Source organism: Paenibacillus sp. FSL R7-0189 (assembly GCF_037969925.1).
GTDB lineage: Bacteria > Bacillota > Bacilli > Paenibacillales > Paenibacillaceae > Paenibacillus_AQ > Paenibacillus_AQ odorifer.
Genome location: NZ_CP150223.1, coordinates 2827358 through 2847895, shown reverse-complemented (window position 1 = coordinate 2847895; position 20538 = coordinate 2827358). Strand labels below are relative to the sequence as shown.

Sequence of the window (20538 nt, the reverse complement as noted above, 5' to 3'; positions counted from 1 at the left end):
AACTGTAACCCTTCTGTTCCGATATTTGTATTGCCTGGTTGGATGGAATATAATAATTTTGACCAACTAGTCAATTATAGAACCCAGTAGTCAGAAAGGAGGTTAATCCTTTAATGAATGATAAAACTATTGACAAGCAGGAACAAATTATTAAGATCGCCATGCAGTTATTCGCTGTGAAAGGCTCCTCGTCCACATCCATGCAAGAGATCGCTGAATTATGTGGGATTTCGAAGGGCAGTTTGTATCTGGTATTTAAATCAAAAGAAGAACTGGAGCGCAGTATCTTCCTTTATTGTTATCGGATGATTCGTGATCCCTTGTTACGTGAAGAACAGGAAACCCGACGAACACCACGTGAGAAGCTTAGGAATCAGATAGAAATTCTGCTAAGTCACGTGTACGAATTGCGCGAGTTCTTGCAGCGTCAAATTCAGGAGGTTGCGGGCAAAGGGTTTGATACTGAAGTCCCGGACTGGCTGCGGAGAAACAACGCTTCCTTCTTAAGATGGTTCCAGGTGAAGATGGAGTTGCTCTATGGAAAAGACGTCGTTCCCTATACCGGAGATTTATGTATGATCGGACATGGTCTCATCAAGTCTTATATTGCGGTTATTTTTCGTAAGGATACGCAGGTACCTATTGCCGATATGGCAGATCATCTAATGAATCTAATGGATATGATTGTGTCTGGCTTACTCACTAGTAAACAGGTTCCACTAATCAACTCTGCTACTTTAGCGAACTGGATGGCGGAGAATGAGGAGAATAAACGAAAGAATCCATTACAGCTCATTAAAGAAATGAAGACTGTGGTCAGTAAATTAAATAGTATAGAATCCGAAGAAGCAGCCGATCTGCTGGAATCGCTCAATATTCTGGAAGGTGAAGTGCTTATACCTCACCCACGAAAAGCAATCATTCAGGGGATGCTGTCCAACCTCCAATCCTGCTCTGAGCTCACAGCAGAATTGGAAGAGCTGAGGAAGCTAATTGCCTCAATTCCGCACAATTCATGTGTATTTCGTTAATTGACTCTAAGAAGAGTTCGGTAGAGAGAAAGTCATGGATAGTGAGTATTATGAATTTTTATAATGGCGCCTTATTTCGTAAAGAAAAGGGCCGAGAGGAGCAGAAACGAAACTTATGAAAAGCTTAATTAATTTCTCGCTCAGGAACAAATTTGCCATTTGGCTTCTGACGATAATTATTGTGTTTGCCGGTTTATATAGCGGACTGACGATGAAGCAAGAAACCTTGCCTAATATTAGTATACCCTATCTTAGCGTAACAACCATTTATCCGGGGGCCGCACCAGAAGGCGTCGTTAATGATGTCAGCAAACCGTTGGAGCAAAAGCTCCGCAATGTGGATGGTGTAAAGACGATCACCTCCACTTCTCTGGAGAATGCCTCCAGTATCCAAATTGAATTCGATTACGGAACAAATCTGGATAATGCTACAGCAGCAGTGCGCGAATCGCTAAATGAGGTCTCATTGCCAGACAATGTGCAGAAGCCTTCCATTTCCCGTTTTAGCCTTAGCTCAATGCCTGTCGTTTCGCTCAGTCTTTCCAATGGAGATACCCAGGACCTTGAGGAATTGACACGTATTGCTGAGAACGATATTCGCCCAGCCCTAGAGGATGTTGAGGGTGTGGCTTCTATTCAAATCTCTGGTCAATACGTCAAAGAAGTATCACTTAAATTCAATCAAGATATGCTCAGCCAATATGGACTGACTGAAGATACCGTTAAAGGTATCATTCAAGGCTCTTCCCTCCGTGTTCCACTAGGACTATTCGAGATGGACAAGGCTCAAAAAGCAGTTGTCGTGGACGGCAACATCACTACCGTTGAAGATCTTAAAAATGTGACCATACCGGTAATGCCAACTGGCGCTAACGCTGCAGGTGCTGCAGGTGCTGGAGCTACCGGCGCTGGTGCTGGAGCTACCGGCGCTGGTGCTGCTAACGGAGCTGCTGGTGCAGGTGCTGGAAATGCTGCTCCTGGCGGAGCTGCAAGTATGGGACTTCCAACCGTGAAGCTCGGAGAGTTGGCCACGATTGAGGTTGTGGGGAATTCCGAATCCATCTCCCGTACAAATGGTAAAGAATCGATCGGTATTCAGATTGTCAAAGCCAATGATGCCAACACTGTTGATGTTGTAAATGGCGTTAAAGACAAAACTGAAGAATTAAAAGCACAATATAAAGGCATTGACCTTACTGTTCTGCTTGACCAAGGTAAGCCCATTGAGGACTCCGTAAATACGATGTTGTCCAAAGCTGTGTTTGGTGCCTTATTCGCAGTAATTATCATTTTGGTGTTCCTGCGGAATATTCGTTCGACGATTATTTCTATCATCTCTATTCCATTATCACTGCTGATTGCAGTGCTGTGTCTGCGGCAGATGGACATTACGCTTAATATGATGACACTTGGAGCGATGACGGTCGCGATCGGGCGGGTAGTCGATGACTCGATTGTAGTTATAGAGAACATATATCGACGGCTCTCCTTATCTGGTGAGAAACTGAAGGGCAGAGAATTAATCAGTGCAGCCACGCGTGAAATGTTCGTGCCTATCATGTCCTCTACAATTGTAACCATCGCGGTGTTCTTACCACTTGCTTTGGTTAGTGGTATGGTTGGTGAGCTGTTCTTGCCTTTCGCTCTAACCATGGTCTTCGCCCTGCTCGCTTCATTAGTAGTTGCGATTACCCTAGTTCCTGCAATGGCTCACTCGTTGTTCCGTAATGGATTGAAAGGTAAAAAAACTCACAGCGAGAAACCAGACAAACTTTCTGCTGGTTATCAAAAGATTCTGAACTGGTGTCTTTCTCATAAACTCGTTACGTTTGGAGTTGCCGTTCTTCTCCTTGCGGGCAGCTTATTCTTAATCAAGCCTATTGGTGTAAGCTTCATGCCATCCCAAGAGGATAAAACTGTAATGCTTACTTATTCACCAAAGGCTGGACAACGGATTGAGGAAGTTCAAGAACAAGGTCTGAAAGCTGAAAAATACATTTTAGCGCAGAAGCATATAGACAAAATGCAATATTCCATCGGCGGTGGAGGCCCGATGGGTATGGGTGGATCCAGCAATTCAGGACTATTTTTCATCGTTTATGATAGTGATACTCCTGATTTCGAAGCTGTTAAAGAGAAGCTTATTGAAGGTTTGACCGCAGAAGTGCCAGATGGTGTATGGGGTGACATGTCCGCTCTGATGAGTGGAGGCATGGGTGGAAGCACTCTGACCGTGAATGTATTCGGAGATGAACTGGATCAGCTGAAGCCAGTCGCGGATGAGATTGCCTCAATCGTACAGGCTGACACCACTAATTTCAAAGACGCAGAAACAAGTCTCAAGGAAGCTTACGATCAATATACGATTGTAGCGGATCAACAGAAGCTTAGCTCCCTTGGACTTACAGCCGGACAAATTGCGATGAAGCTGAGTCCAGCAGGCACACGTCCAGTGCTCACAGAAGTAGAATTGGACGGCAAGAACTACAAAGTCTATATCGAAACAGATAAAGAAACGTATAAGAGCATTAAAGAAATGGAAGAGGCTACTTTGACTTCGCCACTAGGCATTTCCGTGCCAATCGGGCAAGTCGCTAAAATTGAAAATGGCTCCTCCCCTGACTCGATTACTCGTATGGACGGTAAAATGAAGGTAGATGTTACTGCCGAAATTATTTCGAGTGACGTGAATAGCGCTTCGAACAGCGTGAAAGAAAAAGTAGATGCTATGGAATTGCCTGATGGTGTAACTGTTACCTTCGGCGGTGTAACCGAGCAGATCAATGATACGTTTGGTCAATTAGGAATTGCTATGGCGGCCGCTATTGCCATCGTATACTTCGTGCTTGTGGTTACATTTGGCGGTGGATTAGCACCATTCGCTATCCTGTTCTCACTTCCTTTCACAGTGATTGGGGTACTCGTTGCCCTGCTGATCGCTGGGGAAACCTTAAACGTGTCCTCGCTCATGGGTGCGCTGATGTTGATTGGTATCGTAGTAACGAATGCGATTGTCCTCATCGACCGCGTTATTCATAAGGAAAAAGAAGGACTCACTACGCGTCAGGCCTTGCTTGAAGCAGGTGGCACACGTTTACGTCCAATCCTGATGACTGCCCTTGCAACGATTGGTGCATTGCTGCCATTGGTTACTGGACTTGAAAACAGTGCAGGAATTATCTCTAAGGGGCTCGGCGTGACCGTAATCGGTGGTTTGGTCAGTTCCACGCTGCTGACACTTGTAGTAGTGCCAGTCGTGTATGAATTCCTGATGAAATTCCGCAGCAAAAAGGTAATTGATTAGAACTATGATGTGAACAAGTAAATTAGATTTAAACAAGAGGCTGTCTCCAAAGTAGTGAATTCTACTTATGAGGCAGCTTCTTTTTTTAGAAAATAGGCTGTACATTGGATTCTTACTTTAGCAAATAGACTGTGCGCCACGCCTAGTGGTGTTCTATGCCATTAGGTTGAACGGTGTGTGGAGAGCGGTGGATGATGTGCGTTTGTGCGTAGCGGAGGGCGATGTACCGTGAGCGCTGGATGATATACGAAGAGCGGTGAACGATGTGCAATTTATGGTGGGTGTTTGCGATGTGTGATATACGGCGGTGATCTGCGTTGGTCGTTTGGACGGCATACATTTGTGTTTACTGCGTTCTGTGTTTGTACGATGTGCGGAGTGGATCTTAAACTAATTAGGGAAAAACTCCCTGAAAAAAGCTGATATTCGCTCTAAATGCACGAAATTAGGGAATTCCTCCCTGATAATAAGGGGAATTTCTTTAATTACCATCGAAACAGCTAAACTTAAGGGAGCTTTTCCCTAATTATTAGTCTGATGACTGAAAACCCCAGAATTTCAGGGAGAAATTGCCCAATTAGTCTATCGGTGCTTCAGTTAATCATCATTTAGTGCTTCACAACGATTCTTTTCCCCATGCTCAGCACGCAAAAGCCCGGCCTAATGGATAGGTCGGGCTTTCTAATATTAAATGCTTGTAGCTGCACTGCTCTCCAATGAAGCTCTCCAGGAACGAAGCATTTGCAGATCAAGTGGCAGAAACTCCTCAAGCATATGAGAGAGGCCTAGATATAGCGGACTATCTGTTGCTGCATTTAGTTTCTGACAGAACTGCGGTGTCCATTGAAGTAGATGCTTTTCCAAAAAGGACTCCTGAATATCAAGCAGCTCCATAGCACTTCTTATTGAAAAACTATTGTAAAGCATACGCTCATGCATGACTGCCATAAATTCGAGCTCAATAGCAATATGATCATCGGCTTCACCATTACACTTATTGAATACAATTCCAGCGGAGGTGTACACATCTGCAAGCACGTTGCAGAAATCCTCCGAACGACCTAAAATCGCTGCTTCGCGCAATTTAAAAGAACTAACGGACTGTTCTTGCATAAGCCGTTTATATTCTTTGCTCTCTTTCTCGCATATCATTGGCAGCTTGTTCGGTTCCTGACTCAAATAGCGCTTCAGCTCCCGACCGCCTTCTGTCATCTCTGCCGCTACACTCATCTGGCGATGGCGGCTCCATTGAGCCACTAGAGAGAGTGATGGTTTTCTACCCAAAAAATCCACTAAAAGCTGATATATTAATCCCCGACTTTCCAACCAACGGCTAAAAGCCTCCGGAACGGTGAGCGATGGAACAGTATGTGTACTCATTTTGCAAATCCTCCTCAATGGTTTCCCGGTCACTCTCCGTCACACACATTACCGACGTGCGGTTTCCGGTATCCTATCTGTTTTCGCAAAAGTGAACGTTAAAACTAATCCGCACCTAGATTATATCGGAAATTAAAAGCGCTTTCCGTGAGCATTCTATGTCTAAAAACTTTATTTGTCGTACTTTTGTCACACTTTTCGTTGTTCAATATGCGTTATCTTCTTATCTAGTTTGTCCAGTTTTATGTAATGAAACCCTGTCGTCCAGAACTTTGCTCATTGACGTGAATCCAAGCAATCTTTAAAATTCTAAACAAGTATAAACATCTTCGCGTTCTATCCTGTTAGTGACGTTAGGCGTTTATACGAGAAAATTTAAGAGCAATTTATCAGCCAGATTTAAAGGAAGGGAGCAACGCCATGGAGCCGCTGACGGACCCTTTTGGACGTTTACACGATTACATCCGCATTTCGGTTACCGACCGCTGCAACCTGCGTTGCATCTATTGTATGCCAGCGGAAGGGATGCAATTCCAACCGCAGGACGAGATTCTAAGTTACGAGGAAATTACCGCAGTCGTTAAGTCGCTAGCCCCTCTTGGATTACGTAAAGTACGACTAACTGGCGGAGAACCTCTTGTCCGCAAAGATCTGGAAAAGCTTGTTGCGATGATATCCGCGATTCCAGGTATAGAAGATATTTCGCTGACTACAAATGGTTTAATGCTACCAGCCAAAGCCGCGCTGTTAAAAGAGGCTGGTCTGTCACGGGTAAACATCAGCCTAGACTCTTTACGGCAGGATCGATTTTCTATGATTACTCGTGGCGGTGAAGTCGCCAAGGTATTAAAGGGGATCGAGGCCGCACAAGCCGCCGGACTTCAACCGATAAAGCTTAACGTTGTATTGATGAAAGGAATTAATGACGACGAAATCAAAGACTTCATCTCCCTTACGCTGGAGAGTCCTCTAAATGTACGCTTTATAGAATACATGCCGATTGGCAGTGCTACTGATGCTTGGCGCCAAACTTATCTGCCTCTGGAAAGGGTTGTAGAAGCTTGTACTGAGGCTGGTTGGGAAACGGAAGCAGCAGAAATGCCCTCCGGGAATGGCCCTTCCCAGAATCGGCGGGTTGTTGGAGCCCCTGGTACATTCGGCCTGATTCATCCGGTGAGCGATCACTTCTGCGATAATTGCAACCGCCTGAGACTTACCGCAGATGGGCACATCAAAGCTTGCCTGTATTGGGCAGATGAATACAATGTCCGTCCTTTAATAAGCGATCCTGCTGCTGTGCAGGCCTTATTCCGGAAAGCGCTGGGCAACAAACCTCATAACCATGAAATGGCCTTAGCTCTGGAGAAAAAAGCACAAAGCCACACGCCGACAGCTCGGCGCATGTCTCAAATTGGTGGATAAACGTCCATCCCGGTATTATAGTTCCTCTTTTAATTTCATAAATACAAAAAACGCCGCTTTCCCACTGAACAATCTGGGAAAGCGGCGTTTGGTTTAAAGCTTAGCGATGAACTATTCAATCACTATTAGAGAGACAGAGCTTCGAGCAGCTTATAAATAGTCGCTCCTGCCTCGGCTCTTGTGGCATTATTCTCAGGACGGAAGGTGTTATCCTCGAATCCACCCAGAATACCAGCTTCAGCTGTTTTTCACATACAGCAAGTTTATTTCTTTCGTACTCGCAAGCTCACCTTAAAGGCGGTTCCTTCCCCCGGACGACTATGTACAGTTACCTTACCTTCATGCAGCTCAACGATTTTTTTAACCAGTGACAGACCCAGTCCACTACCGCCACCACTTGCGGTTCTAGCTTTATCTGCCTTATAGAAACGCTCGAAGATCCGAGGCAGATCTTCCTCCGAGATGCCAATCCCGCTATCTTGAATCTCCACCTCTACCTGCTCATCCACCATGCGAAGGCTAATATGGATGTAACCGTTCTGCGGAGTAAACTTGATGCTGTTATGCAGTAGATTGGTCCAGACCTGGCTCATTAAATCTTTTACAGCAGATACATTCACTTCTTCCAGTTCAGCCTCTACCTCTATATTTTTCTCCAACCACTGTGGTTCAGAAGCCAGAATCGTATCTCTAAGCTGCTTATCCAGGCGGTAAATCTGATTTTCAAACGGAAAATTGCCCGATTCAAGCGCGGACAGCTTCAATAAATTATCACTGAGCCCAGATACACGGGTACTCTCAGCCACGATAATATTAAGGTAGTGCCTCCTGCTCTTCACACTCAAAGTTTCATCTTGCAGCGCAAGAGCAAAGCCGCGGATAGAGGTTAGCGGAGATTGAATTTCATGCGATACATTAGAGATAAAGTCTTGACGCATGGTCTCCATCTGACTCAGTTCGCTGGCCATTACGTTGATGCTCTCTACAATCTCACCAAAATCACCATAGTCCTTAGTATTATCGAGTACCACATTGAAATCACCCTTAGCAATACGCCCTAAACCTTCGATAATTGATTTATAAAAAACACGTTCCCAGCCCCGGAATAACTTGGAGGTTACCAATGCCATCATGAACAAAATCACAATTCCGACCATCACGCCGATTAACTGGGTCAAATACTCCGAAGAGGGGCGTCCAACCCTGCCATATATCCAGTTCATCAAGAAATAAGCTGCACTCCAGCTAATCCCAACGCCACCGAAGTAAATAAAAGTCATCCCAATCCGCTTAAGAAGCTCCTTAAACCGGTTCATGCCTCTGCCTCCAGCCGATAGCCTAATCCGCGGATGGTACGAATAACAAACCCGTATTTATCTGGAGCGAACCGTTCGCGTAAACGGTTGATATGCACATCGAGCGTCCGCTCATTCCCTTCAAAATCATAACCCCATATCTCTTCGATCAGCCTGTCTCTAGTCAATGTCTGCCCCGGATAGCTGCCCAGCTTAAACAACAGCTCAAATTCCTTAAGCGGCAAGGTGACTTCTCCATACTCTGAGGATACCTCGTAGGTTTTACGATTCATTCGCAGCCGGCCGATCCCCACACTTTGTGCAGCAGAGATTTGGTAACGTTTGAGCAGCGCCTTTACTCGCGCAATAAGCACCACTGGCTCAAAGGGTTTGACGAGATAGTCATCACTTCCCAGTTCAAAGCCCTTCACAATTTGGGAGGTCTCACCCTTAGCCGTCAGCATCAATATCGGAAAATCATAAGTTTGGCGCATCTTCCGGCACAGCTCCCAGCCATCCAAATTGGGCATCATCACATCAATAATGGCTAAGTCTATGTTATGGCTCTCCAGAATCTGAAGAGCCTCCAGTCCATCAGAAGCTCCATAGATGTCATCCATCCCCTCAGCTCTCAGAAATACTTCTACCAATTCGCGGATGTGCGGATCGTCGTCCGCTACTAGTATTTTTGTCATGTATCACTGGAGCCTCCTCTTTATTGTCTTGAATCTCAAGGTTATTCATCTGCAGCTGCTGGGTGGCAAATTCACGATACAGCTCATGGTTTTCCAGCAGTTCTTCATGTCTTCCCATCCCGGTAATCTGGCCCTTTTCCATAAAAATAATCTGCTCAGCATTTACAACAGTAGCCAAACGGTGCGCAATTACAATCGTAGTCCGGCCCTTCATCAAATTGGACAGTGCTTTCTGTACTACGGCCTCTGATTGGCTATCCAGACTGGAGGTAGCCTCATCAAGCATAAGAATCTTTGGATTCCGCAGCAGCGCTCTAGCAATAGCAATCCGTTGCCGCTGTCCACCTGAGAGCTTCACACCTCTCTCACCAACATCCGTATTATATCCTTCAGGAAGCTCATCGATAAAGCCATCTGCATAAGCCATTGCTGCTGCTGCACGCATCTCCTCCATGCTAACGTCGCGATCCAATCCATAGGTTAAATTCTCAGCAATCGTACCTGCCAATAATGGGCTTTCCTGTGAGACATACCCGATCAGTTTCCGCCATGAGCGTAAAGAGAAGGTTGACACTGGTTTATCACCTAACTTAACCATACCTTTCTGAGGCTCATAGAATCGTTCGAGCAGTGAAAATAAAGTAGTCTTGCCGCCCCCGCTCGGTCCAACAATAGCCGTCACCTGACCCGGAAGCATCCGAAAGCTTACATCGGTTAGCACATTCTCACCATTTTTATATCCAAAGCTTAGATCTTCTACCGAGATAGGACCTTCTGCACCGTTCGCCTCTTCCTGGCCCTCATATACCTCCTCTTCTGCTGCCAGGGTTTCAATAATGCGCTCTGATGCCCCTTTAGCCTTCTGAATCTGTGTAAAGAACGTGGTCAATTGAGTAAGCGGCATAATAATCTGAATAAGATACAGGATAAAGGCTACCAGCTCTCCAGCTGTCAAAGCCCCGGAAGATACCTGCATTCCGCCATAACCGATAATGACCACAAGTAACATCATAAAAACAAAAGAGACAAGTGGACTGATCATAGCGCTGATTTTGCCTTCACGAATACCAAAGGAGAGCAGGTTCATAATTCCGGTTTTGCCTGCTTCGTACTCTTTTTTCTCTGCACCCGAGGATTTGACCAGACGGATTTCTGACAATACACCACTAAGTGTCGCGGTAAAAGAGGCTGTTTCGTCCTGCATGCCTTTGGAGATTTTGTACATCTGCCGTCCAAGCGGCACCAGAATCAACGCAGATAGTGGAAGAACGGTGAATAGAACAAGCGTCATCTTCCAATTTAAAAATAACAGCACAGCAATGGAGCCCACAATGGAAATCACTCCGGTAAATAAGCTGGCCAGATGTTCAGAAATCAGCGTTTTGATGATCCCTGTATCATTCGTCATCCGGCTGACGCTTTCTCCTGTTCGATTATCATTGTAATAAGCTACTGGCAATACTAAAAATTTACGCCATAACCGGTCACGTAGACCTGCAACCATCTTCTGGCCCACGTAATTCAGCAGATAGATGGAAATTCCCCCGGCGATCGTCTGCGCGATAAAAGCACCCGCTATACCCGCAATTTGCAGCTTGCTGACGGAGGCCAAAGAAAAGCCATCCACCAGATTTTTGGTGAACATTGGGATCACCAGACTAACCAATGTCGAGATCATGCTTAGTGCAATGGCTATTGCCAATAAGCCGTATGAAGGCTTGGTCTCTTTTAATAATGTGAGGAATGGCTTCAGCGCCGTTTTCCCCTTAGCTTCGGATTTTCTCATGCAAAAACTCCCCTTTTCTTGGTGACTCTGCGAGAAGAGTGTATCATCTCTGTTTCGCTTAACCCCATCCTAGCCCTGAATTGTAAACTGAAGTTAAACCCGTTGATCCGCTTTTGTACGACGTAGATAGGGTAATCCTCAGGCATATTCCTAGTAAGGAGGAGCGATCTCTTAACATTTCTGCCACCTGCAAACTTGTTATATGCGTTTTTTGTCACTTAGCGGATCAAATTTAAATAAACGTTAAAAAAATGTAAAAAAGTAAAAAAGGAAGTTTGTATCCCTTTTCAACACGTGTTACAGTGATAGAAGGGCCTAATATTGGTCAGTATATCCATGCAAGACATCTAGTGGGAAAGGAGTGACGCATTTGCGGAAAGGCGTTAACTATCCATCTTCTTTCACGTCTTTAAAATGGTTCAATTTTTTTGTATACGGAACCATGGTCCTCTTCTCCAGCTTCTTTCAACTATACCTGCTGGATGTAGGGATGAACAAATTAGAGATCGGTGCCGTATTCTCTATGGGTGCGCTAGTATCCATCTTTGCAAATCCATTCTGGGCGATCTGGACTGACCGATACCAGAATATCCGGCGAATCGTTTTGCTTATGTTAATCGGAACGTTAGTGTTATCCCAGCTTATGTTTCGGGCAAATACATATGAGATGATCTACATCTCCATTCTTTTGTTCTATTTCTTCCAAGGACCGTTATTTGCTCAGAGCAATACGATGATTCTCAGCTATATTGACGGAACTAACTATCGCTTCCGTTCTTTTCGGCTTTGGGGTTCATTGGGGTGGGCACTAATTGCAATTGCCGCCGGATTGGTCCTTGACTGGGCTGGTGTATCTATCTTGTCCTATCTATTTGCAGGCTTACTATGTGCATCAATGTTATCCATTCTTGCATTACCGAAACTTAACCATACCATTGGCATGGCTCCCATGCCTTATAGAGGCTTCAGCAAGCTAATTTATAATCCCTTTTTCTTGTGTTTCATATTGTTTGGTATCCTAGTTTCCATACCGAACACCATGAACACTACATTCATGTCTTTGTATATTACGGATCTAGGCGGCTCCAAGGGAATGATTGGTCTCGCAGTATTCCTCTCCTCTATTTTGGAAGTGGGTGTATTTGTTCTCTGCGACCGATTCCTTAAACGTAAAATATCCGTTCTGCTCGGCTGGCTTGCGCTGGTTAGCGCTTTATTCGTACTACGATGGTGGTTCATGGCGGACGCGACTACAGCCCTCCAAGTAGTGCTCATTCAAATTTTACACTGCATAACATTTGGTGGTTTCTTCTATGTAGGCACTCAACTGACCATGCTTCTTATTCCAAGACCTTACCGTGCTTCAGGACAAGCACTCTACACACTGACTTGGAGCGGTATAGCCGGTATTGTTGGAGGAGTTCTCGGTGGGTGGATGTATCAGAATCTAGGTGCACAGAGCATGTATCAAGCGGGTGTCTTCTTGACACTGTTTGGAACGCTAGGCTTTACTTTCATGTGGCTCTTTGTAAACCGTGGAGGCTACCGGCCCCCTACAGAGGATGAGGAAGAACTCTCTCACATCGAAATATTATAAGCGAAAATATAAAAAACAGGCTCAAACGTACCTAAACGGGACGTTTGAGCCTGTTTTATTATAAAGAACCTGAACGAATCAAGTGTTAGCCTTGTTTTGGAGGCTGAAATGAACTCTTCAGTGAAACGATAAGATTGAATACGAGATGCCCAGGCGCCGAATATTTGCTATCTACATTAAAATAGCCATGACGGAAAAACTGGAATTTATCCTGAGCCACACTGTCCTTAAGCGCGGGTTCCACAAAACCTTGTAAGATCTCAATGGATTTAGGATTAAGCTGATCCAAGAAGCTAGGCTCCGCTTTCTCTACCGTGGAATCCAGACCTTCAACTTCTGCAGCTTCATCTACTTCTTCAGCAGAAATCAGTGGCTCGTATAAACGGAATTCTGCAGGCACAGCTTGACTAGCTTCTACCCAGTGCAGAGTACCTTTTACCTTGCGGCCTGTAAATCCACTGCCACTCTTTGTTTCCGGATCATACGTACAATGCAGTTCAACAACCTCGCCATTCTCATCTTTAATGACTTCATTACATTTGATGAAATAAGCATGCTTCAGGCGTACTTCATTGCCGGGGAACAAGCGGAAATATTTATTGGGCGGATTCTCCATAAAGTCGTCGCGCTCAACATAAATCTCACGAGAGAACGGAATTTGGCGTACGCCCATTTCTTCATTCTCTGTATTATTTTCCGCTTCAAGCCATTCTGTTTGGCCTTCCGGATAATTGGTGATAACAACCTTAAGCGGACGAAGTATAGCCATAGTGCGAGGCACAGTTAACTTAAGGTCTTCCCGGATAAAGTGCTCCAGCATTTGCAGGTCCACTAGACCCTGACTCTTGGAAATCCCTGCCTCGAACACGAACTTACGAATCGCTTCCGGCGTATATCCTCTGCGGCGCAGGCCGGAGATCGTTGGCATCCGCGGATCGTCCCAGCCATCCACATGTTTTTCGTCTACCAGTAGCTTTAGCTTACGTTTACTAGTCATGGTTTGAGCGAGATTCAGACGGCCGAATTCATATTGATGCGGAACAGAAGGCATCTCACATTCCGCTACGACCCAATCATAAAATGGGCGTTGATCTTCAAACTCAAGCGAACAAAGGGAGTGAGTCACTCCTTCAATAGCGTCCTCAAGTGGATGAGCGAATGTATACATCGGATAGATGCACCATTTATCCCCTGTATTATGGTGATGCGCATGAGTAATCCGATAGATGACAGGATCACGCAGATTAATATTTGGTGAAGCCATATCGATCTTGGCACGAAGAACCTTCTCACCATCTTTGAATTCCCCTGCCCGCATACGGCGGAACAGATCCAAATTCTCTTCGATGCCGCGCTCACGATGTGGGCTGTTCTGTCCTGGCTCCGTCAGCGTTCCCCGCAATTGGCGAATTTCATCCGCGCTGAGGTCATCTACATAAGCTTTACCTTTAGTAATTAATAATTCGGCACGTTTGTACATTTCCTCAAAATAATCCGATGCAAAACGCAGCTCTTCCCATTCATAACCCAGCCACTTTACATCTTCCTGAATGGAGTTCACATATTCCGTATCTTCTTTGGCAGGATTCGTGTCGTCAAATCTTAGGTTAGTCTTGCCACCGAACTCGTCCGCCAGTGTAAAGTTAATCCAAATCGCCTTGGCATGTCCGATATGTAAGTAACCGTTCGGCTCCGGCGGAAAGCGTGTGACAACTTCTTTTACTTTACCCGTACGGAGGTCTTCGGTAATAACATTTTTAATAAAATTGGAGGGGGTAGTACGGTTCTCCACAGCTATCAACCTTTCGTTCTGTAGTGTTACACTACTTCTTGTATAAACATGTTTCCTACTAATATACCCGTTAACTGTAGATTGTTCAATAAAAGGGGGCACATGGCCTGGATCAATTTTTAGCATCTTTAGACCTTTTGACTTCTCTGCGGGCGATAGAGTAGCATGATAATCATAAGAAAAAATCCATAATCATACATAAGGCCTTGTGCCGAAAAGGAGGCAACCGCTTGTTTAATTATGTCATCGACGAAGAGCTTATCTTAAAGCCACTCATGCCTGAGCATGCTAGGCACATATTCGCGTTAGTGGAGCGCTCGCGGGAACGACTTAGGCAATGGCTTCCTTGGGTTGATGCCGTTACGGAACAGGATCACACCCTTAATTTCATTAAAAATGCTATAAAACAAGGCACCGACAATGGCGCCTTCACTGCTGGACTTTGGGTCCGCGGCGAGCTCGCCGGTGTCATTGGGTATCACCAGATTGACTGGCATAACCGTTCCGTAGGGATTGGTTATTGGCTTGGTGATGGCTATGAAGGCAAAGGTTATATGACCAGTGCCTGCCGAGTTCTAGTAGACTACGCACTGCTGGAAATGGAGCTGCAGCGGGTAGAAATTCGCTGCGCGACCGCCAACGTAACTAGCCGGGCAATTCCTGAACGGCTTGGGTTTGTGCTCGAAGGTGTGATCAGACAGGCAGAAAAGCTGCCCGATGGCTACGTGAATCACGCCGTATATGGTTTATTACGTAGTGAGTGGCAGCTGCTCGGCTAAGTTACTTAAGCAAAGCAAAGTTAAACAAACACGCAAGCAGAAATAAACCTGGCTGGCATACGCCCCCAGGTTTATTTTATTGAGCAGACCAAGATTAGATCTCTGGCATACCCAGCTGTTTTCGAAACTTGTTCCGTACTACGGCTGAGAGGGCTTCCAGCTTCACAAGCTCTGCCAGAGCAGCTTCCTCTTGCAGCCCAACCTGCATTAAATGCAGTACATGCGCCACAGACGCATTGCTGTCTCCGTTTTCTTTTTTGACAATTGCATCGCCGGTTGAAATCATTCCTTCACGAAGTACACGCAAGTAAAATCCGCTATACCCTGTATCCAGAACTTGAGCCGGGAGATCTGCGGGTCCATGCTTTTGTGAGATTTTGAAGCAAGGGTATCGTGGCTGGCTAACCTGAAGCAGAGTGGTGCCTATTTCATATACATCGCCAATACACACCTCTGTCTCCAGCAGACCCGTTGTGGTGATATTTTCTCCGAAAGCCGAGTACTCCAGTTTCTTTCCCAGCTGCTGTTCCCAATAAGGATAGTGCTCAATGGGATAGGCGCACACCGCCTTGTCAGGACCTCCATGATGTTTAAGATCTGCCTGACCATCTCCAACAAATCCATTGGTATGAAGCTGAACTGATCCTTCTACAGGTGTTTTATAAATTCCGGTCTCCAAAGGTTTTCCCCGATAATCCACCGTCACCGGCCGACCGACATTAAGCGAGACGATCTCCATATCCAGTTCCTCCTGTCAGCATACAGCTCATAAATATCTCATCCACATAACGGCCGCCAAGATAAAACTCCTCCCGCAGACGTCCCTCTTCCACAAAACCGCATTTCCGGTAAAAAGAAATCGCTGATTCATTACAGGATAATACACGCAGGCGAAGCTTACGAATAGCATGCACCGCAGCATGTTCCTTAATGGCTTCCATGAGCTGCCGGCCGATGCCTAAACGTTGATAGTTCGGATGAACAGCAATATTAACCTCGCACACATGCCGGTTGCTCTCCATTCTACTAGGGCAGCCAAACCCGACATATCCGCATAGCTTGTCATCTTGTAGCGCTACGAGCTGAGAGCCCGGAGGAGCATTCAGCAAGAAATCCTCTTGTGAGCGCCACAACATAGGTCCCGGGCTAGTGTCCTCTGTCCAAATCAGATGGTCCAGATCAATCAGTTCTCGCACGTCTTTAATCTCTGAGGGTCTAATAGTTAACCTTGCCTTGTTGATTTGTTTCATAAGATGTACACCCCTTGCCTTGCACCTCTATAGAATTCACAGCAGATGTTGGAATCCACTGTGTATAGTTATCTTACGGACCGCTCTAACGAATGACCTTTACGATTGACTAAAGAATGGATGACGAAAAATCCTACAGACAGCAGCGCCATCGCACAGGCCAGCCAGGCTGTCGGTGCCAAACCACCGCTATCATACAGTCTGCCCATGAAGTAAGGGCCAATGACTCTCCCGACTGCACCTATCCCTCCGCTTAGTCCCAAATAAAATGGTGCGCTGCGCCCCGCATGATCCGAGATAAAGGATGGCATCGCTGGAGAAATCAGCATTTCTCCCAGTGTAGCAAGCACCATTCCGAGCACTAAGCCAGGATAATTAGGCATCCACAAAAGAAACGCATAGCCACCCAAATAAAACAGGGCACTTGCAGTCATTTGCGCCGTTGAGGTAGACGCGAACCAGCGCTTAATCATTGTTACCAATGGCTGAGCTGCAAAAATCAAAATACCGTTCAGTGTCCAGAGAAAACCATAAGTTTTCTTAGGCCAGCCCTCTGAAATAATGAACGGAGATACCCCTGTATTCCAGATAGAGTTACCGAGAAGCAGGAACAAAGAACCGATCCCCATATAAAGATAAATACGAGTATGCCCCATTAGCTTCCACGTGGATTGTTTCTCTGGTTCATTCTTCTGATGCCCCATTACCTCATGCGCAGGTTCTCCACCGATTTTCTTCAGATATATAAAAAAGAAACCCGCAAATACCGCCGAAGTTACACCATTCATTACAAAGCTTAGCATATAGGAAATATCGGCCAAAAAACCACTTAATGCCGTCCCCAGTGCTACACCAATATTATTGGCGACATAAATAACATTAAACAGCTCACCACGCTGCTTCGTGAAACGAAAGCCGATAAATGCCTGAATGGCAGGTAATGATAAGGAATTAAATAATCCTACCAGTCCCATTGCTACCATAAATAACGTCCAGTTGTTACTAGCTGCCGGCAAGGTGAACAGTGCCAAAGCATTCATGGCGAGCGCTCCGACAATCAGCCGGTTAACGCCTACCTTATGATAGAGTGAGCCCCCGAGTAGTTGACCCACGATCCCACCAACCGATTGAATAAGAATCACCAGTCCAGCATCTGACATGCTGCGTCCAAGCTCATCAAATACATACATCGTAACGAGCGGCCACATCAGCGCACTACCTGTTGCGTTAATTAGGCTGGCAATTAGAAATATTTTCACTTCTTTTGGATATGCCTGTAAAAACTTCATAAGTAGTGTACATCCCCTGTTATATATGTGTCATTAATTCATCCAGTATCATCCCAAAACAGGGCTATGAGCAAGCATACACATTGACGTTTTATCGTGATAAAGTACGCATGAAATCTAGAGGATAAGACGCGCATATCGCATGAAATATCCCGTCTCCCTTGGGGTTCACGTCCGCAGTCCTCCCTAGTTCTAATATCTATTCTTATTTTAAAGCCGTGGCTGTCGTCCGTAAAGCAAACTAAACAAGAAGAAACTGATTCGCTTTTAGAAAGACGGGGTAATAGAGCCTAGAAACACTCCCCCTTCAAAATTCGCCGTGATCCGATTTCGTTCCCCCGAGCGCGGATATATCACGGCGGATTTTTTTGTGTCTACATAACAAAAAGCACCCCTAAAACATTAACGCCACCAATAAGGCAGACCTTGAATGTTCTATGGAGTGCTCTATAAGACGAGCTTAAGCGTGTTTTTTGACACTGCTGCCGGACATGTTATCTACGGATTGAATAGCCGTAGGTGCTTTACGCAAGTATGCCATCCAATAGGCAGCTGCGACAAATATTGCTCCACCCGTTAGATTGCCGAGCCAGACGGGAACAAAGTTAGTGAAGTATTGCCCCCATGAATAATAACCTTCAAAAATAGCTGCTGGAATTAGGAACATGTTAGCTACAACGTGCTGGAATCCGATCGCAACAAAGGCCATCGTTGGAAACCAAATACCAAGGATTTTGCCGCTGAAGTTATCTGCTCCATAGGAGAGCCATACGGCCAGCGCAACGAGCCAGTTACAGCCGATACCCGAAACAAATGCCGGAAAGAATTCTGCATCGATTTTATGACCAGCCATATCCACCAATTTTTCTAAATACACACCCTCTGAAGTTAAACCCACCACATGACCGAAGAAATAAGCTACAAATAATGCCCCTACCAGATTACTAATCGTAATGAGCAAAAGATTCTTCACAACTTCCCAGAAAGAAATCTTCTTAGCCATAAAAGCGAGCGGCACGGCCATCATATTCCCTGTCAGCAGTTCTCCACCTGCAAGGAGTACCATGATCAGCCCAACGGGGAAGACTGCGGCTCCGATAAAGTTAGCAATGGAACCCCATTCCTGTGGTGCGCCAGCAATGACGCGAATATCTAATAAAAACCCGAGCGCAATAAACGCTCCTCCCAAAAAGCCCAGAATAAGTACGGTACTTAGCGGATTATGAGCTTTTTTTATGCCGTTCTCTACAGTTACTTCGGCAATTTGCTGCGGTTTGCTATAAGCCATGGTTCCTATCCCCTTCATCTATTTACTTCAAATTTGTTCCTTTATGACCATTGTAGCGTGTCGTAAAACACATTAACGTGATAATTATCACTTTGAGAAAACTAAGTGAAAGTTTTCACTGACATGTCAAATTTACTGCGACCTGAGCACAAATAGAAGTTTGTGTATGACCGGCTAAGCCAGCATATCTTGTTTCGTTGGATTACATTTGAGCGTACGCAGCAGCTATCGGACACAGTTGTCCTTATATGCAGCAAGATCTCACTGTAGCTATACCTCACTGTAGTCATACCTCACTATCGGCATTCTATCGGACTCAGATGACTCTAATCGTAGCTTTTGAGCATATTCGGCCCACACCCGGACATCGGACTCAGTTGACCCTATTCGTAGCTTTCGAGCACATTTGGCTTGCTATCGGACTCCATAGTCGCTATTAGCACCAAAAACACACTAGTTGTTCCTCGTTCTATGTAATAGCTGCACTGGAGTCCGAAATCACTCTCAAAAGGTGATTAATTACCAAATAGCGGCTTCTGAGTCCGAAAAATTCTGAGGAGGGCGTTGATTCAGCACGATCGGACTCAGTTGACCCTATTCGTAGCTTTTGAGCACATTTGGCTCGCTATCGGACCCCATAGTCGCTATTGGGACGATCGGACTCAGTTGACCCTAATCGTAGCTTTTGAGCACATTTGACTCACTATCGGACCCCATAGTCGCTATTGCCACCAAAAACACACTAGTTGTACATCATTCTATGTAATAGCTGCACTGGAGTCCGAAATCACGCTCAAAAGGCGATTGTTTGCTAAATAGCTGCTTCTGAGTCCGAAAGCTTCTGCGGAGGGCGATGACTCAGCACGATCGGACTCAGTTGACCCTATTCGTAGCTTTTGAGCACATTTGACTCACTATCGGACCCCATAGTCGCTATTGGCACGAAAAACACACTAGTTGTTCCTCGTTCTATGTAATAGCTGCATTGGAGTCCGAAATCACACTCAAAAGGTGATTAATTACCAAATAGCGGCTTCTGAGTCCGAAAAATTCTGAGGTGGGTGATGACTCCGCACGATCGGACTCAGTTGACCTTATACGTAGCTTTTGAGCACATTTGACTCACTATCGGACCCCATAGTCGCTATTGCCACCAAAAACACACTAGTTGTACATCATTCTATGTAATAGCTGCACTGGAGTCCGAAATCACGCTCAAAAGGCGATTGTTTGCTAAATAGCTGCTTCTGAGTCCGAAAGCTTCTGCGGAGGGCGATGACTCAGCACGATCGGACTCAGTTGACCTTATACGTAGCTTTTCAGCACATTTGGCTCGCTATCGGACCTCATAGTCGCTATTAGCACGAAAAACACACTAGATGCACCTCATTCTATGTAATAGGTGCATTGGAGTCCGAAATCACACTCAAAAGGTGATTAATTGCTATATAGCGGCTTCTGAGTCCCAAAAATTCTGCGGAGGGTGATGACTCAGTACTATCGGACTCAGTTGACCTTATACGTAGCTTTTCAGCACATTTGGCTCGCTATCGGACATCGGACTCAAATCACCTTAACTGTAACTTTTGAGCACATTTGGCTTGCTACCATCACCGAAGCCATTGGATTG

General features: G+C 45.5%; 14 protein-coding genes. 5 read left to right on the top strand and 9 right to left on the bottom strand.

Annotated features, from left to right (window positions below; genetic code table 11):
• The first annotated feature begins 113 nt into the window (after positions 1 to 113).
• The gene (locus MKY63_RS12270) at positions 114 to 1031 is read left to right on the top strand and encodes a TetR/AcrR family transcriptional regulator (protein ID WP_036681609.1); all 918 of its coding nucleotides are present in this window, start codon (positions 114 to 116) and stop codon (positions 1029 to 1031) included.
• 115 nt (positions 1032 to 1146) lie between these two features.
• The gene (locus MKY63_RS12265) at positions 1147 to 4335 is read left to right on the top strand and encodes an efflux RND transporter permease subunit (protein ID WP_076099684.1); all 3189 of its coding nucleotides are present in this window, start codon (positions 1147 to 1149) and stop codon (positions 4333 to 4335) included.
• Between the two features lie 687 nt (positions 4336 to 5022).
• On the opposite strand, the gene MKY63_RS12260 is transcribed toward MKY63_RS12265, so the two are convergent.
• Positions 5023 to 5715, bottom strand: a complete 693-nt coding sequence (locus MKY63_RS12260) for a molecular chaperone TorD family protein (RefSeq protein ID WP_036681926.1) — start codon at positions 5713 to 5715, stop codon at positions 5023 to 5025.
• 420 nt (positions 5716 to 6135) lie between these two features.
• On the opposite strand from MKY63_RS12260, the gene moaA reads away from it, so the two are divergent.
• On the top strand, positions 6136 to 7137 hold the full coding sequence (gene moaA, locus MKY63_RS12255) for a GTP 3',8-cyclase MoaA (protein WP_036681928.1): 1002 nt from the start codon (positions 6136 to 6138) through the stop codon (positions 7135 to 7137).
• Between the two features lie 263 nt (positions 7138 to 7400).
• Here the strand turns inward: moaA and MKY63_RS12250 are convergent, their stop codons facing one another.
• Genes MKY63_RS12250 through MKY63_RS12240 form a run of 3 tightly spaced genes read right to left on the bottom strand, consistent with a single transcriptional unit; the run spans position 7401 to position 10913 of the window.
• Positions 7401 to 8453 carry a HAMP domain-containing sensor histidine kinase gene (locus MKY63_RS12250; RefSeq protein WP_036681931.1) on the bottom strand — a complete coding sequence of 351 codons (1053 nt, stop codon included), beginning with the start codon at positions 8451 to 8453 and terminating at the stop codon, positions 7401 to 7403.
• Entirely contained in the window at positions 8450 to 9127 is a 678-nt protein-coding gene (locus MKY63_RS12245) for a response regulator transcription factor (RefSeq protein WP_036681932.1), read from the bottom strand. The genes MKY63_RS12250 and MKY63_RS12245 overlap by 4 nt, the downstream gene beginning before the upstream one ends.
• The gene (locus MKY63_RS12240; protein ID WP_036681935.1) at positions 9057 to 10913 is read right to left on the bottom strand and encodes an ABC transporter ATP-binding protein; all 1857 of its coding nucleotides are present in this window, start codon (positions 10911 to 10913) and stop codon (positions 9057 to 9059) included. Before MKY63_RS12240 ends, MKY63_RS12245 begins: the two co-directional genes overlap by 71 nt.
• 361 nt (positions 10914 to 11274) lie before the next feature.
• Here MKY63_RS12240 and MKY63_RS12235 point away from each other — a divergent pair, with 361 nt between their 5' ends.
• A complete protein-coding gene (locus MKY63_RS12235; protein WP_305953522.1) occupies positions 11275 to 12510 on the top strand; it encodes an MFS transporter in 1236 nt (411 codons plus the stop codon).
• Positions 12511 to 12595: 85 nt separating this feature from the next.
• Here the strand turns inward: MKY63_RS12235 and MKY63_RS12230 are convergent, their stop codons facing one another.
• Entirely contained in the window at positions 12596 to 14302 is a 1707-nt protein-coding gene (locus MKY63_RS12230; RefSeq protein ID WP_036682422.1) for a glutamine--tRNA ligase/YqeY domain fusion protein, read from the bottom strand.
• A 230-nt stretch (positions 14303 to 14532) separates the two neighbouring features.
• Between MKY63_RS12230 and MKY63_RS12225 the strand changes: the two genes are divergently transcribed.
• The gene (locus MKY63_RS12225; protein WP_036681941.1) at positions 14533 to 15081 is read left to right on the top strand and encodes a GNAT family protein; all 549 of its coding nucleotides are present in this window, start codon (positions 14533 to 14535) and stop codon (positions 15079 to 15081) included.
• A gap of 94 nt (positions 15082 to 15175) precedes the next feature.
• Here MKY63_RS12225 and MKY63_RS12220 read toward each other — a convergent pair whose 3' ends face one another.
• The 4 genes from MKY63_RS12220 to MKY63_RS12205 form a co-directional block, all read right to left on the bottom strand.
• Complete coding sequence (locus MKY63_RS12220; RefSeq protein ID WP_339813029.1) at positions 15176 to 15820, bottom strand: MOSC domain-containing protein; 645 nt, start codon at positions 15818 to 15820, stop codon at positions 15176 to 15178.
• Positions 15801 to 16331, bottom strand: a complete 531-nt coding sequence (locus MKY63_RS12215; protein ID WP_339813027.1) for a GNAT family N-acetyltransferase — start codon at positions 16329 to 16331, stop codon at positions 15801 to 15803. The genes MKY63_RS12220 and MKY63_RS12215 overlap by 20 nt, the downstream gene beginning before the upstream one ends.
• Before the next feature lie 68 nt (positions 16332 to 16399).
• Complete coding sequence (locus MKY63_RS12210) at positions 16400 to 17620, bottom strand: MFS transporter (protein ID WP_036681946.1); 1221 nt, start codon at positions 17618 to 17620, stop codon at positions 16400 to 16402.
• A gap of 460 nt (positions 17621 to 18080) precedes the next feature.
• Positions 18081 to 18908, bottom strand: coding sequence for a formate/nitrite transporter family protein (locus MKY63_RS12205; protein ID WP_339813024.1), 828 nt, complete (start codon positions 18906 to 18908; stop codon positions 18081 to 18083).
• Positions 18909 to 20538: the final 1630 nt, after the last annotated feature.